The sequence below is a fragment of the Streptomyces echinatus genome (genome assembly GCF_014203595.1).
Taxonomy (GTDB): domain Bacteria; phylum Actinomycetota; class Actinomycetes; order Streptomycetales; family Streptomycetaceae; genus Streptomyces; species Streptomyces echinatus.
On the sequence record NZ_JACHJK010000018.1, the window covers coordinates 78379 to 92728 of the forward strand.

General features: G+C 71.1%; 12 protein-coding genes. 11 read left to right on the top strand and 1 reads right to left on the bottom strand.

Features of this window, described 5'->3' with window-relative positions; all coding sequences use genetic code 11:
* The first annotated feature begins 26 nt into the window (after positions 1-26).
* The 9 genes from ftsW to FHS34_RS35950 all read left to right on the top strand — a co-directional run bounded on the left by ftsW (position 27) and on the right by FHS34_RS35950 (position 8584).
* Complete coding sequence (gene ftsW, locus FHS34_RS35910; protein WP_184973477.1) at positions 27-1388, top strand: putative lipid II flippase FtsW; 1362 nt, start codon at positions 27-29, stop codon at positions 1386-1388.
* 6 nt (positions 1389-1394) lie between these two features.
* Positions 1395-2483 (top strand): undecaprenyldiphospho-muramoylpentapeptide beta-N-acetylglucosaminyltransferase, encoded by a 1089-nt coding sequence (gene murG / locus FHS34_RS35915; RefSeq protein ID WP_184973479.1) that lies wholly within the window; start codon positions 1395-1397, stop codon positions 2481-2483.
* Between the two features lie 26 nt (positions 2484-2509).
* Entirely contained in the window at positions 2510-3304 is a 795-nt protein-coding gene (locus FHS34_RS35920) for a cell division protein FtsQ/DivIB (RefSeq protein ID WP_184973481.1), read from the top strand.
* A 279-nt stretch (positions 3305-3583) separates the two neighbouring features.
* Positions 3584-4792: a cell division protein FtsZ gene (ftsZ, locus tag FHS34_RS35925; RefSeq protein ID WP_184973483.1), complete on the top strand. Its 1209-nt coding sequence runs from the start codon at positions 3584-3586 to the stop codon at positions 4790-4792.
* Positions 4789-5517, top strand: coding sequence for a peptidoglycan editing factor PgeF (pgeF, locus tag FHS34_RS35930; RefSeq protein ID WP_184973485.1), 729 nt, complete (start codon positions 4789-4791; stop codon positions 5515-5517). The genes ftsZ and pgeF overlap by 4 nt, the downstream gene beginning before the upstream one ends.
* Positions 5518-5523: 6 nt before the next feature.
* Complete coding sequence (locus FHS34_RS35935; RefSeq protein ID WP_184973487.1) at positions 5524-6243, top strand: YggS family pyridoxal phosphate-dependent enzyme; 720 nt, start codon at positions 5524-5526, stop codon at positions 6241-6243.
* Between the two features lie 128 nt (positions 6244-6371).
* Entirely contained in the window at positions 6372-7013 is a 642-nt protein-coding gene (locus FHS34_RS35940) for a cell division protein SepF (RefSeq protein ID WP_184973489.1), read from the top strand.
* Positions 7014-7074: 61 nt separating this feature from the next.
* On the top strand, positions 7075-7365 hold the full coding sequence (locus FHS34_RS35945; RefSeq protein WP_161298001.1) for a YggT family protein: 291 nt from the start codon (positions 7075-7077) through the stop codon (positions 7363-7365).
* A 52-nt stretch (positions 7366-7417) separates the two neighbouring features.
* On the top strand, positions 7418-8584 hold the full coding sequence (locus FHS34_RS35950) for a DivIVA domain-containing protein (protein ID WP_184973491.1): 1167 nt from the start codon (positions 7418-7420) through the stop codon (positions 8582-8584).
* Between the two features lie 246 nt (positions 8585-8830).
* On the opposite strand, the gene ileS is transcribed toward FHS34_RS35950, so the two are convergent.
* Positions 8831-11974: an isoleucine--tRNA ligase gene (gene ileS, locus FHS34_RS35955; RefSeq protein WP_184973493.1), complete on the bottom strand. Its 3144-nt coding sequence runs from the start codon at positions 11972-11974 to the stop codon at positions 8831-8833.
* Between the two features lie 606 nt (positions 11975-12580).
* On the opposite strand from ileS, the gene FHS34_RS35960 reads away from it, so the two are divergent.
* Positions 12581-13585, top strand: a complete 1005-nt coding sequence (locus tag FHS34_RS35960) for a TraR/DksA family transcriptional regulator (protein ID WP_184973495.1) — start codon at positions 12581-12583, stop codon at positions 13583-13585.
* Between the two features lie 67 nt (positions 13586-13652).
* Positions 13653-14297 carry a signal peptidase II gene (gene lspA, locus FHS34_RS35965; protein ID WP_184973497.1) on the top strand — a complete coding sequence of 215 codons (645 nt, stop codon included), beginning with the start codon at positions 13653-13655 and terminating at the stop codon, positions 14295-14297.
* The last annotated feature ends 53 nt before the right edge of the window (positions 14298-14350 follow it).

Sequence of the window (14350 nt, forward strand, 5' to 3'; positions counted from 1 at the left end):
ACGGTCGACGTTCAGTGGAGGCGCCGATGCCCGGTAGCCGTACCGGCCGCCCGCCCGTACAGCGGGCGTCCCGCCGTCCCGCCGTCGCCCGGACCCCGCGCGACAACCCGGTGCGGCGGTTCTACACGCGCGCCCGCAAGGCCTGGGACCGGCCCCTGACGGCCTACTACCTGATCCTCGGCGGCAGCGTGCTGATCATCGTGCTGGGGCTGGTGATGGTCTACTCGGCCTCCCAGATCACCGCGCTCCAGCTGTCGCTGCCCGGGTCGTACTTCTTCCGCAAGCAGGCCCTCGCCGCGCTCATCGGCGGCGCACTGCTGCTGGTCGCCTCCCGTATGCCGGTGAAGCTGCACCGGGCGCTGGCCTACCCGATCCTGGCCGGTGCCGTCTTCCTGATGGTCCTGGTGCAGGTGCCCGGGATAGGGATGGCGGTCAACGGCAACCAGAACTGGATCTCCCTCGGCGGCTCCTTCCAGATCCAGCCCAGCGAGTTCGGCAAGCTCGCCCTGGTGCTGTGGGGCGCGGACCTGATCGCCCGCAAGCAGGAGCGGAAGCTGCTGGCCCAGTGGAAGCACATGCTGGTGCCGCTGGTCCCGGTCGCCTTCCTGCTGCTCGGGCTGATCATGCTCGGCGGCGACATGGGAACCGCGATCATTCTCACAGCGATCCTCTTCGGCCTGCTGTGGCTCGCGGGGGCGCCGACCCGGCTGTTCGCCGGCGTGCTCTCGGTCGCCGCCCTGATCGGCGTGCTCCTGATCAAGACCAGCCCCAACCGGATGGCCCGGCTCTCCTGCATCGGCGCCACCGAGCCCAAGACGGGCGTCGCCGACTGCTGGCAGGCCGTGCACGGCATCTACGCGCTGGCCTCGGGCGGACTCTTCGGCTCCGGGCTCGGCGCGAGTGTGGAAAAATGGGGTCAACTGCCCGAGGCCCACACCGACTTCATCTTCGCCGTGACCGGTGAGGAACTGGGCCTGGCGGGGACGCTGTCGGTGCTCGCCCTGTTCGCGGCTCTAGGCTATGCGGGTATCCGCGTGGCCGGACGCACGGAGGACCCCTTCGTGAGGTACGCCGCGGGAGGCGTGACCACCTGGATCACCGCCCAGGCGGTGATCAACATCGGTGCGGTGCTCGGTCTGCTGCCGATCGCCGGCGTCCCCCTCCCGCTGTTCTCCTACGGAGGGTCCGCCCTGCTGCCGACCATGTTCGCCATCGGGCTGCTGATCGCCTTCGCGCGCGACGAGCCCGCTGCGCGGGCAGCGCTTGCGATGCGGCAACCTCGCTTTGGTAAAAAGCGGGCGGGAGGCTCCGGTGCCGAGCGGGGGCCTCGGAGATGGAACACGATGCGACGGCGTGCCTCGGCGGCGCGTTCGTCCGGAGAGCGGTGAATTTCGGTGCATGTCGTACTCGCCGGCGGGGGGACCGCCGGCCACATCGAGCCCGCGCTCGCCCTCGCGGACGCCCTGCGCAGGCAGGACCCGACCGTGGGAATCACGGCCCTGGGCACGGAGCGCGGTCTGGAGACCCGGCTCGTCCCGGAGCGCGGCTATGAGCTGGCGCTGATCCCGGCGGTGCCGCTGCCCCGCAAGCCCACGCCGGAGCTGATCACCGTCCCGGGCCGGCTGCGCGGCACGATCAAGGCCGCCGAGCAGATCCTGGAGCGGACCAAGGCCGACTGCGTGGTCGGCTTCGGCGGCTATGTCGCCCTGCCCGCCTACCTGGCCGCCAAGCGCCTCGGCGTACCCATCGTGATCCACGAGGCCAACGCCCGCCCGGGCCTGGCCAACAAGATCGGCTCCCGGTACGCGGCCCGGGTCGCCGTCTCCACCCCGGACAGCAAGCTGCGCGACGCCCGCTACATCGGCATCCCGCTGCGCCGCTCCATCGCCACCCTCGACCGCGCCGCCGCCCGCCCGGAGGGCCGGCACCGCTTCGGTCTCGACCCGAACCTGCCCACGCTGCTCGTCTCCGGCGGCTCGCAGGGCGCCCGCCGCCTCAACGAGGTGGTCCAGCAGGTCGCCCCGTGGCTCCAGCAGGCCGGTATCCAGATCCTGCACGCGGTCGGCCCGAAGAACGAACTGCCGCAGGTGCACCAGATGCCGGGGATGCCGCCCTACATCCCGGTAAGTTACCTGGACCGGATGGACCTCGCGTACGCCGCGGCCGACATGATGCTCTGCCGCGCGGGCGCGATGACCGTCGCCGAACTCTCCGCCGTCGGACTCCCGGCCGCCTACGTCCCGCTGCCCATCGGCAACGGCGAACAGCGGCTGAACGCCCAGCCGGTGGTCAAGGCCGGCGGCGGGCTCCTCGTCGACGACGCGGAACTCACGCCCGAGTGGGTGCAGCAGAACGTGCTGCCCGTGCTCGCCGACCCGCACCGGCTGTACGAGATGTCCCGCGCGGCAAGCGAGTTCGGCCGCCGGGACGCCGACGACCTGCTCGTCGGCATGGTGTACGAGGCGATCGCCTCGCGCCGATAGGACCGTATGACGAAGGGGCAGTGAGGGTGGCCGGACCGACTACCGCCGAGCGCGGTGAACGCCAGCAGGAGTCGTCCGGCCCGCCGCTCGTCCGCGGGCTCAGAAGGCCACGCGTTCGTAGGATCGTCATCCTGGTCGTGCTCGTCCTGCTCCTGGGCGGCGGCGGGTTCTGGGCGCTGTACGGCTCCCAGTGGCTGCGGGTGCGGCATGTCTCCGTGTCGGGCACGCTCGTGCTGACCCCCGCGGAGGTCCGGCGGGCGGCTGCCGTGCCCGTCGGGGCGCCGATGGCCTCCGTCGACACGGACGCCATCGAAGCCCGACTCCGCCGGAAACTGCCCCGGATCGACACCGTGGACGTGGTGCGCTCCTGGCCTCATGGAATCGGACTGAAAGTGATCGAGCGCACTCCGGTGCTGTTGGTCCGAAAGGGCGGGAACTTCATCGAAGTCGACGACGACGGTGTCCGTTTCGCCACGGTTCCGCAGGCGCCGAAGGGCGTTCCCACGCTGGAACTGTCCGCCTCCCGCAAGGGGCCGGGTGCCGCGAGTTTCCGGCGCTTCGGCACCGGCCGGCTGGTGCGCGCGGCCGTCCGGGTCGCCGGCGACCTGCCCCCGTCCGTCGCGCGGACCACCCGGACCGTCCAAGTCCGCTCCTACGACGCCATCTCGCTGCAGCTGGGCGACGGCCGCACGGTGGCATGGGGAAGCGGCGAGGACGGCCGCGCCAAGGCACGGGCCCTCACGGCTCTCATGAAAGCAGCTCCCGGCGCGCGGCACTTCGATGTCAGCGTTCCCACCGCCCCTGCGTCATCGGGGAGTTGACGCACATCAGCGCAGGCCAGCACCCTGGTTGGGCACTGCTACGGCTGATCACATAGGGTGAAAAGAAAAACGGGAGGTTCGGCGTGTTCGTTGAACGGGCGCCACTTGTCGACTTAGTGTCCTGTTCAGAAGACTCCAGGGAACAGACACACTGGTAACCCTAAACTTCAAGGTTAGGGTTCGGGTCGGCGCTACGGACCGTCCCATTCGGCATCTGTCGTCCCGGCGCGGGGCACCGCACGGCGACGGCAACGTAATTCGAGGCGAGAGGCCTTCGACGTGGCAGCACCGCAGAACTACCTCGCAGTCATCAAGGTCATCGGTGTCGGCGGCGGTGGTGTCAATGCCATCAACCGGATGATCGAGGTCGGTCTCAAGGGCGTCGAGTTCATTGCCATCAACACCGACGCGCAGGCGCTGTTGATGAGCGACGCCGACGTCAAGCTCGACGTCGGCCGTGAACTCACCCGCGGACTCGGCGCCGGAGCCAACCCGGCCGTCGGCCGCAAGGCCGCCGAGGACCACCGCGAGGAGATCGAGGAGGTCCTCAAGGGGGCCGACATGGTCTTCGTGACGGCCGGTGAAGGCGGCGGCACCGGCACCGGCGGCGCGCCCGTCGTGGCCAACATCGCGCGCTCGCTCGGCGCCCTCACCATCGGCGTGGTCACGCGCCCGTTCACCTTCGAGGGACGGCGCCGCGCGAACCAGGCCGAGGACGGCATCGCCGAGCTCCGCGAAGAGGTCGACACCCTCATCGTCATCCCGAACGACCGGCTGCTGTCCATCTCGGACCGCCAGGTCTCGGTCCTGGACGCCTTCAAGTCCGCCGACCAGGTCCTGCTCTCCGGTGTTCAGGGCATCACCGACCTCATCACCACCCCCGGCCTGATCAACCTCGACTTCGCCGACGTCAAGTCGGTCATGTCCGAGGCCGGTTCGGCCCTGATGGGCATCGGCTCGGCCCGCGGCGACGACCGCGCGGTGGCCGCGGCCGAGATGGCGATCTCCTCGCCGCTGCTGGAGGCGTCCATCGACGGCGCCCGGGGCGTGCTGCTCTCCATCTCCGGCGGCTCCGACCTCGGCCTCTTCGAGATCAACGAGGCCGCCCAGCTGGTCAGCGAGGCCGCCCACCCCGAGGCCAACATCATCTTCGGCGCGGTCATCGACGACGCCCTCGGCGACGAGGTCCGGGTCACCGTGATCGCGGCCGGCTTCGACGGCGGCCAGCCGCCGGCCCGCCGGGACAACGTCCTCGGCTCGGCCTCCGGTTCGGCCCCGGGCCGCCGCGAGGAGCCCGCCCCGGCCCGGCCGAGCGAGCCCAGCCGTCCGTCCTTCGGCTCGCTGGGCAGCGTCAAGCCGAAGGAGGAGCCGGAGCCGGCGCCCGAGCCGGTGGCCGACATCCCGGTCACCCCGCCGGTGACGCCGTCGCCCCGGACCTACTCGGACAGCACGGCCGAGGAACTGGACGTCCCGGACTTCCTCAAGTGATAGGACGGCGCGAGAGCGTGAGCGGCGCGCACTTCGCCTTCACCGACCGGTGGGGCGGGGTGAGCGCCGCTCCGTATGAGGAGCTGAACCTCGGCGGCGCGGTCGGCGACGCCCCGGAGGCCGTGCGGGCCAACCGGGAGCTGGCGGCCAAGTCGCTCGGCCTGGACCCGGGCCTGGTGGTCTGGATGAACCAGGTGCACGGCGCCGACGTCGCCGTGGTGGACGAGCCGTGGGGCGGCACCGCGGTGCCGGAGGTCGACGCGATCGTCACCGCCCGGCGCGGCCTCGCCCTGGCGGTCCTGACCGCCGACTGCGTGCCGGTGCTACTGGCCGACCCCGTCGCCGGGGTCGCCGCCGCGGCCCACGCCGGCCGGCCCGGCATGCTCAAGGGGGTCGTCCCCGCCGCCGTACGGGCCATGGCCGAACTCGGCGCCGATCCGGAGCGGATCGTCGCCCGGACCGGACCGGCCGTGTGCGGCCGGTGCTACGAGGTGCCGGAGACGATGCGCGCCGAGGCGACCGCCGTCGAGCCGGCGGCGCACGCCGAAACGAGCTGGGGTACGCCGGCGCTCGACGTGAGCGCCGGAGTGCACGCGCAGCTCGACCGGCTCGGGGTGCACGACCGGGCGCAGTCGCCGGTGTGCACGCTGGAATCGGGCGACCACTTCTCGTACCGCCGCGACCGCGCCACCGGGCGGCTCGCCGGCTACGTCTGGCTGGACTGATGGGACATGACGGACCGTAAGACCGAACTCGCCGCGAATCTGGCGAAGGTGGAGGAGCGCATCACCGCCGCGTGCGCGGCGGCCGGGCGCCGGCGGGAGGAGGTGACCCTGATCGTGGTCACCAAGACCTACCCGGCGTCCGATGTGCGGATCCTGTCGGAACTCGGTGTGCGCCATGTCGCCGAGAACCGCGACCAGGACGCGGCCCCGAAGGCCGCCGCCTGTGCGGATCTGCCGCTGAAGTGGCACTTCGTGGGGCAGTTGCAGACCAACAAGGTGCGCTCCGTGGTCGGGTACGCCGATGTCGTGCAGTCCGTCGACCGGTCCCGGCTCGTGGGCGCGCTGTCCAAGGAGGCCGTGCGGGCCGGGCGCGAGGTGGGCTGCCTGATCCAGGTCGCGCTGGACGCGGACGCGAGCGGCCGGGGGGAGCGCGGTGGTGTGGCCCCGGGCGGAATCGAAGAGTTGGCCGACCTCGTCGCCGGCGCGCCGGGGCTGCGGATCGACGGGCTGATGACCGTCGCTCCGCTCGCCGGGGAGTACGCGGGGCGTGAGCGGGCGGCGTTCGAGCGGCTCATGGATTTGTCGACTGACCTGCGCCGAGCCCATCCGGCTGCAACCATGGTGTCGGCAGGGATGAGTGCGGACCTCGAACAGGCCGTGGCAGCCGGGGCGACACATGTGCGCGTCGGCACCGCGGTACTCGGAGTCCGCCCCAGGCTCGGGTAACGTCGCCAGGAAGTCGGACCACAGCAGAAAATATGGTCAATGCCCGTGAAATTGGGCACAACGGCCACGTGGATCGCGGGCACTTGGCAGTCGTCAGTCGATCCACCACAGAGCGGAGGACTCAGAGCATGGCCGGCGCGATGCGCAAGATGGCGGTCTACCTCGGCCTCGTGGAGGACGATGGGTACGACGGCCGCGGATTCGACCCCGACGACGACTTCGAGCCCGAACTGGACCCGGAGCCCGAGCGGGACCACCGACGGCACGAGCCGTCCCATCAGCTGCACGGCGCACATCAGTCCCAAAGGGACGAAGAGGTGCGAATCGTGCAACCGCCCGCGCCGCGCGAACCGGTGGCCCGTGCGACTTCGCTCGGCGCGGAATCCGGACGCCCGGCGCGCATCGCGCCCGTGGCATCCATCACACAAGAACGCCAGTCCCTGGAGAAGAACGCACCGGTGATCATGCCCAAGGTCGTGTCGGAACGAGAGCCGTACCGGATCACCACGCTTCACCCCCGGACCTACAACGAGGCCCGTACCATCGGGGAACACTTCCGTGAGGGCACCCCGGTGATCATGAATCTGACTGAGATGGATGACACAGACGCGAAGCGACTTGTCGACTTTGCGGCCGGTTTGGTGTTTGGTCTTCACGGCAGCATCGAGCGGGTGACGCAGAAGGTGTTCCTGTTGTCTCCTGCTAACGTCGATGTCACGGCGGAGGACAAGGCCCGCATCGCAGAGGGCGGGTTCTTCAACCAGAGCTGAGACGCATGACCGGACCGAAGCACGGAAGAGCACGGGAACAGGGGAGAGGGAACGACAGGCCATGAGCGTGTTCGCGCAGGTGATCTACATCGCGCTGATGGTGTTTCTCGTCGTCCTCATCTTCCGGCTGGTCATGGACTACGTCTTCCAGTTCGCCCGCTCGTGGCAACCCGGCAAGGCGATGGTGGTCGTACTGGAGGCCACCTACACTGTCACCGATCCACCGCTGAAGCTTCTGCGGCGGTTCATCCCGCCGCTGCGTCTCGGGGGCGTGGCGCTCGACCTGTCCTTCTTCGTACTGATGATCATCGTCTACATTCTCATCTCCATTGCGCAGAATTTCGTGAGATGAGGGTGGACGATCCGGTCTTGCCGACTGCCGATGACTACGTTGAGGTGAAGAGATGCCGTTGACCCCCGAGGACGTGCGGAACAAGCAGTTCACGACCGTCCGCCTCCGAGAAGGCTATGACGAGGACGAGGTCGATGCCTTCCTCGACGAGGTCGAAGCCGAACTGACCCGTCTGCTCCGCGAGAACGAGGACCTGCGCGCCAAGCTGGCCGCGGCGACGCGAGCCGCCGCGCAGAACCAGCAGAACATGCGCAAGCCTCCGGAGCAGGAGCAGCAGCAGGGGATGCCGCAGCAGGGCATGCCGCAGCAGGGGATGCCTCAGCAGGGCATGCCGCAGCAGGGCATGCGAGGTCCCGGCGCTCCGGTGCCCGCCGGCATATCGGGCCCGCCGCAGCAGCAGATGGGTGGCCCCATGGGTGGTCCGCCCCAGCTGCCGAGCGGTGCCCCGCAGCTGCCCGCCGGCCCCGGCGGTCAGGGCGGCCCGCAGGGTCCCGGCCCGATGGGCCAGGGTCCGATGGGTCAGGGCCCGATGGGCGGCCAGCCGCCCATGCAGCAGCAGATGGGTGGCCCGATGGGCGGCCCCATGGGCGGTCCGATGGGCGGCCCCGGTCAGGGCCCCGGTGGCGACAGCGCCGCCCGTGTCCTCTCGCTGGCCCAGCAGACCGCCGACCAGGCGATCGCCGAGGCCCGCTCCGAGGCCAACAAGATCGTCGGCGAGGCCCGCAGCCGCGCCGAGGGTCTGGAGCGTGACGCCCGTGCCAAGGCCGACGCCCTGGAGCGGGACGCGCAGGAGAAGCACCGCGTCGCCATGGGCTCCCTGGAGTCCGCCCGCGCCACGCTGGAGCGCAAGGTCGAGGACCTGCGCGGCTTCGAGCGCGAGTACCGCACGCGCCTGAAGTCGTACCTCGAGTCCCAGCTGCGTCAGCTGGAGACCCAGGCCGACGACTCCCTGGCCCCGCCGCGCACCCCGGCCACCGCGTCGCTGCCGCCGTCCCCGGCGCCCTCCATGGCCCCGGCCGGCGCGAGCGCCCCGTCCTACGGCGGCAACCAGACGATGGGCGGCTCGCCCGCTCCGTCCGCCCCGTCCTACGGCAGCCAGCAGCAGATGACCCCGGCCATGACCCAGCCGATGGCCCCGGTCCGCCCGCAGGGCCCGTCCTCGATGGGCCAGGCACCCTCGCCGATGCGTGGGTTCCTGATCGACGAGGACGACAACTGAGCACCGGGCACTAGTACGACAACGGCGTCGGCAGCGCCCAAGGGCGGGGCCCCGGATCCAGTGATCCGGGGCCCCGCCCTTTTTACGCGGGTTGCGCGGGGAGCGTTCCGGTGCGCACGGGGAGCGTTTCCGGTGCGCGTCCGGCCCGGCCCGGGAGCCCGGCCGTGCTTCGCCGGCTTCCCCGGCTTCCCTGACGCCGAAGGCCCGGCCCCCTGACGGGGACCGGGCCTTCGGCCTGTCCGGTGGTTACGCCTTGCGCAGCCGGAACGTCAGCGCCAGTCCCTCGTCGGTGAACGGCTCACCGAAGCCGCCGTCGGCCTCGCCCTGCCCGAAGTCGGTCGACAGGACCTCGTCGGCGATCAGTCCCGCGTGCTCGGTCAGCGCCGCCACGACCGCGGCGTCCGTCGACGTCCAGCGCAGCGCGATCCGGTCGGCCACGTCCAGACCGCTGTTCTTGCGGGCCTCCTGGATCAGCCGGATCGCGTCACGGGCCAGCCCGGCCTGGCGCAGCTCCTCGGTGATCTCCAGGTCCAGGGCGACCGTGGCACCGGAGTCGGAGGCCACCGACCAGCCCTCGCGCGGGGTCTCCGTGATGATCACTTCGTCCGGAGCGAGGGCGACCGTCTCACCGTCGACCTCCACGGACGCCGTGCCCTCGCGCAGGGCGAGGGAGAGGGCGGCCGCGTCGGCGCCCGCGACGGCCTTCGCCACGTCCTGGACGCGCTTGCCGAACCGCTTGCCGAGCGCCCGGAAGTTGGCCTTGGCGGTCGTGTCGACCAGGCTGCCGCCGACCTCGCTGAGCGAGGCCAGCCCCTCGACGTTCAGCTCCTCGGTGATCTGCGTGTGCAGCTCCGGGTCCAGGGACTCGAACCCGGCGGCCGCGATCAGGGCCCGGGACAGCGGCTGACGGGTCTTGACGCCCGACTCCGCGCGCGTGGCGCGGCCCAGCTCCACCAGCCGGCGGACCAGGACCATCTGCTTCGACAGCTCCGGGTCGATCGCCGACAGGTCCGCCTCCGGCCAGCCGGCCAGGTGCACGGACTCCGGCGCGCCCGGGGTGACCGGCACGACCAGGTCCTGCCACACCCGCTCGGCGATGAACGGGGTGATCGGCGCCATCAGCCTGGTGACCGTCTCCAGCACCTCGTGCAGCGTGCGCAGCGCGGCCTTGTCGCCCTGCCAGAAGCGGCGGCGCGAGCGGCGGACGTACCAGTTCGACAGGTCGTCCACGAACGCGGACAGCAGCTTGCCGGCGCGCTGGGTGTCGTACGCCTCCAGCGCCTGGGTCACCTGGTCGGTCAGCGCGTGCAGTTCGGACAGCAGCCAGCGGTCCAGGACCGGGCGCTCGGCCGGCGCCGGGTCCGCCGCGGACGGCGCCCACTGCGACGTACGGGCGTACAGCGCCTGGAAGGCGACCGTGTTCCAGTACGTCAGCAGGGTCTTGCGGACGACCTCCTGGATCGTGCCGTGACCGACCCGGCGCGCGGCCCAGGGGGAGCCGCCGGCCGCCATGAACCAGCGCACCGCGTCCGCGCCGTGCCGGTCCATGAGCGGGATCGGGTCCAGGGTGTTGCCCAGGTGCTTGGACATCTTGCGGCCGTCCTCGGCGAGGATGTGGCCGAGGCAGACGACGTTCTCGTACGACGACTTGTCGAAGACGAGGGTGCCGACGGCCATCAGGGTGTAGAACCAGCCGCGGGTCTGGTCGATGGCCTCGGAGATGAACTGCGCCGGGTAACGGCTCTCGAACAGCTCCTTGTTCTTGTGCGGGTAACCCCACTGCGCGAACGGCATCGAACCCGAGTCGTACCAGGCGTCGATGACCTCCGGCACGCGCGTGGCCGCCTTGCCGCAGCCGTCGTGGCGGCAGGCGAAGGTGACCTCGTCGATGTACGGGCGGTGCGGGTCCAGGTCCGACTGGTCCGTGCCGGTCAGCTCGGTCAGCTCCGCGCGGGAGCCGACGCAGGTGAGGTGGTCGTCCTCGCAGCGCCAGATCGGCAGCGGGGTGCCCCAGTAGCGGTTGCGGGACAGCGCCCAGTCGATGTTGTTGTTCAGCCAGTCGCCGAAGCGGCCGTGCTTGACCGTCTCCGGGAACCAGTTGGTGCCCTCGTTCTCCTGGATGAGGCGGTCCTTGATCGCCGTCGTGCGGATGTACCAGGAGGGCTGCGCGTAGTAGAGCAGCGCGGTGTGGCAGCGCCAGCAGTGCGGGTAGCTGTGCTCGTACGGCAGGTGCCTGAAGAGGAGGCCGCGCCGCTGGAGGTCCTCCGTGAGCTTTTCGTCCGCCTTCTTGAAGAAGACGCCGCCGATCAGCGGGACGTCCTCCTCGAAGGTGCCGTCGGGGCGGACCGGGTTCACCACGGGCAGGCCGTAGGAGCGGCAGACCCTGAGGTCGTCCTCACCGAAGGCGGGGGACTGGTGAACCAGACCCGTGCCGTCCTCGGTGGTGACGTAGTCGGCGTTCACCACGTAGTGCGCCGGCTCCGGGAACTCCACCAGCTCGAACGGGCGCCGGTACGTCCAGCGCTCCATCTCGGCACCGGTGAAGGTCTGGCCCGTGGTCTCCCAGCCCTCGCCGAGCGCCTTGGCGAGCAGCGGCTCGGCGACGACGAGCTTCTCCTCGCCGTCGGTCGCGACGACGTAGGTCACCTCGGGGTGCGCGGCGACCGCCGTGTTGGACACCAGGGTCCAGGGGGTCGTCGTCCACACCAGCAGCGCGGCCTCGCCGGCCAGCGGACCGGAGGTGAGCGGGAAGCGGACGTAAACGGACGGGTCGACGACCGTCTCGTAGCCCTGCGCCAGCTCGTGGTCGGACAGACCGGTGCCGCAGCGGGGGCACCAGGGGGCGACGCGGTGGTCCTGGACCAGCAGGTCCTTGTTGAAGATCTCCTTCAGCGACCACCACACCGACTCCACGTACTCGGGGTCCATGGTGCGGTAGGCGTCGTCCAGGTCGACCCAGTAGCCCATGCGGGTCGTCAGGTCGGCGAAGGCGTCGGTGTGCCGGGTCACGGACTCGCGGCACTTGGCGTTGAACTCGGCGATGCCGTACGCCTCGATGTCCTGCTTGCCGGAGAAGCCCAGCTCCTTCTCGACGGCCAGCTCGACGGGCAGGCCGTGGCAGTCCCAGCCGGCCTTGCGGGCCACGTGGTAGCCGCGCATGGTGCGGAAGCGGGGGAAGACGTCCTTGAAGACGCGCGCCTCGATGTGGTGGGCGCCCGGCATGCCGTTGGCGGTGGGCGGGCCTTCGTAGAACACCCATTCAGGGCGGCCCTCGGACTGCTCCAGGCTCTTGGCGAAGATCTTCTGGTCGCGCCAGAAGTCGAGCACGGCGTGCTCAAGAGCGGGCAGGTCGACCTGTGCGGGCACCTGGCGGTACGTCGGCGCTGTCATCTGCGAGCATCCTCCAACGGACTTGCTGCCTTCCGTCGGAGGGACGAGAGCCTTCGTTCCTGTCTACGCCGTGTGCGGCGCGCTCCCGCGGTACCACCCTCCTTGGCCCTCCGCCGCGCCCTACGCGCCGGTGAGCCCCCTCATTGGGGTCGCGAAGCCGGCTCTACTCGCCCCAGCGTTCCGGCTGCGGCTTTCTTCCGGCGGCTCCGGGGTGATCTTCACGTCGCGCTCGCCCCCGGGCTCACACCGTCCCCGGGTCGCTCTCGGCCGCGTACGCCGCTACTCGTCCCCATCCACGCTTCTCGCTCCGCCCAGTGTACGGCGCCGCGCGGACAGCGGCGGACCGGTTTTCCGCGGGTCGGGGGCGGGCGGGGGGTGACCGGGCCGCGTGACCCGAACGGCGAGGGGGCCGGGGCCCGGGATCGGCGCGGGCCGGTCCCGGCGGATTACCCGGCGGGGAGCGGGGCACAACGGATGCAGGCCCGTGGCTCGGGGGGTGCGGGCGGGCGAATCGGGCGGTGTGCCCCGTTGCCGCGGGACTCAAGTCGATTTATCGTCCCAGCACGATTCGCGAGCAACGTCACACTGCGTGAAGGGGTCGCGGCCATGGTGGCGAAGAAGACCGCCGTACAGCAGCCGGCGACCGGGAAGACCGGCGCGAGGCCTGCCACCGGGAAGACGGCTCCGGGCACGACGGCCGCCGGGAAGCCGGCCGCCAGGAACTCGGTCGCCACGGAGGCGGCGGGGAAGAAGACCCTCGGCAAGAAGGCGGCCGGGAAGGAAGTGGTCGGCAAGAAGGCGGCCGGGAAGGAAGCGGCGGCGGAGATCCCGGCCGCCGAGTCGCCGGCGGCCGGGAAGAAGGAGGCCGCCGGGAAGAAGGCCGCCGGCCGGTCCGCCGCGGCCGCTGCCGGGGAGCCGGCGCTCGCGGGGACGGCCGGGAGGAAGACGGCCGCCAAGAGGACGGCCACGGGGAGGACGGCCACGGGGAGGACGGCCGCCGGGAAGACGGCGGCCAAGAAGGCCGTCGCTGAGAAAGCCACTGGTCAGAAGGCCGCGGTGAAGGGGGCGGCCGGGAAGAGCACGGCCAAGAAAGCGGGCGCGGCGCACGCCGCGGAGCAGACGGGAGCCACGACGGTGGTTGCGAAGAAGACTCCTGGCACGGCCACGGCGGAACAGACCGCCGTTCCCAAGGCGCGGGTCGCCGCGGTGGAGCCCGGCGAGCTGGCGGTGCGCCCCGGCGAGGACCCCTGGACCGAGAAGGAGGTCGACGAGGCCCGCGCGGAACTGCAGTCCGAGATGGAGCGGCTGCGGGAGGAGATCAGCTCGTCCGAGGCGTCCCTCGTCGGCCTGATGCGGGACTCCGGGGACGGCGCCGGCGACGACCAGGCCGACACCGGCACCAAGAACATCACGCGCGAGCACGAGCTGGCCCTCGCCGCCAACGCGCGCGAGATGCTCACCCAGACCGAACGGGCCCTGGAACGGCTGGACGCGGGTACCTACGGCCTGTGCGAGAACTGCGGCAACCCCATCGGCAAGGCGCGTATGCAGGCGTTTCCGAGGGCCACGCTGTGCGTGGAGTGCAAGCAGAAGCAGGAACGCCGTTCCTGAGCGTGAGGCGGCGCCCGGCCGTGCCGTAGTCTCGTCCCCAGTCAGGCACCTAGGTTGAGGGACTCACGTGGCAGAGGCGGAGCGCATCATCGGTACGCCGGACACCCCGGACGGCGACGACGAGCAGACGGCGGCGGCCGGAGCACCCGCCGGCTCCGGCGCGGACGGCGGCCCCGGGGAGGCCGGCGCGGACGAGCGGCGGGCACCTGAGCCGCCGCGGACCGGCCGCGGGCGCCGCATCGCCGTGCTGTTCGCGGTGGCCGTCTTCGCCTACGCCCTCGACCTGGTCAGCAAGCTGCTCGTCGTCTCCCGGCTGGAGGGCCACGCGCCCATCCGGCTCGTCGGGGACCTGCTGGAGCTGCACGCCATCCGCAACCCGGGCGCCGCCTTCGGCTTCGGCGCGGCCTTCACGATCATCTTCACGCTCATCGCCGCGGCCGTGATCGGGGTGATCATCCGGCTGGCCCGCAAGCTGTACAGCTTCCCCTGGGCGGTCGCGCTCGGCCTGCTGCTCGGCGGTGCGCTCGGCAACCTCACCGACCGGATCTTCCGCGCGCCGGGCGTCTTCGAGGGCGAGGTGGTGGACTTCATCGCCCCCAAGGGCTTCGCGGTCTTCAACCTCGCCGACTCGGCGATCGTGTGCGGCGGCATCCTGATCGTGCTGCTGTCCTTCCGCGGCCTGGACCCCGACGGCACGGTCCACAAGGACTGAGCGCCGGGCACTTGTCCACAGGCTCGTTCGGGGGCGGCGGAGCCGTCCGGCAT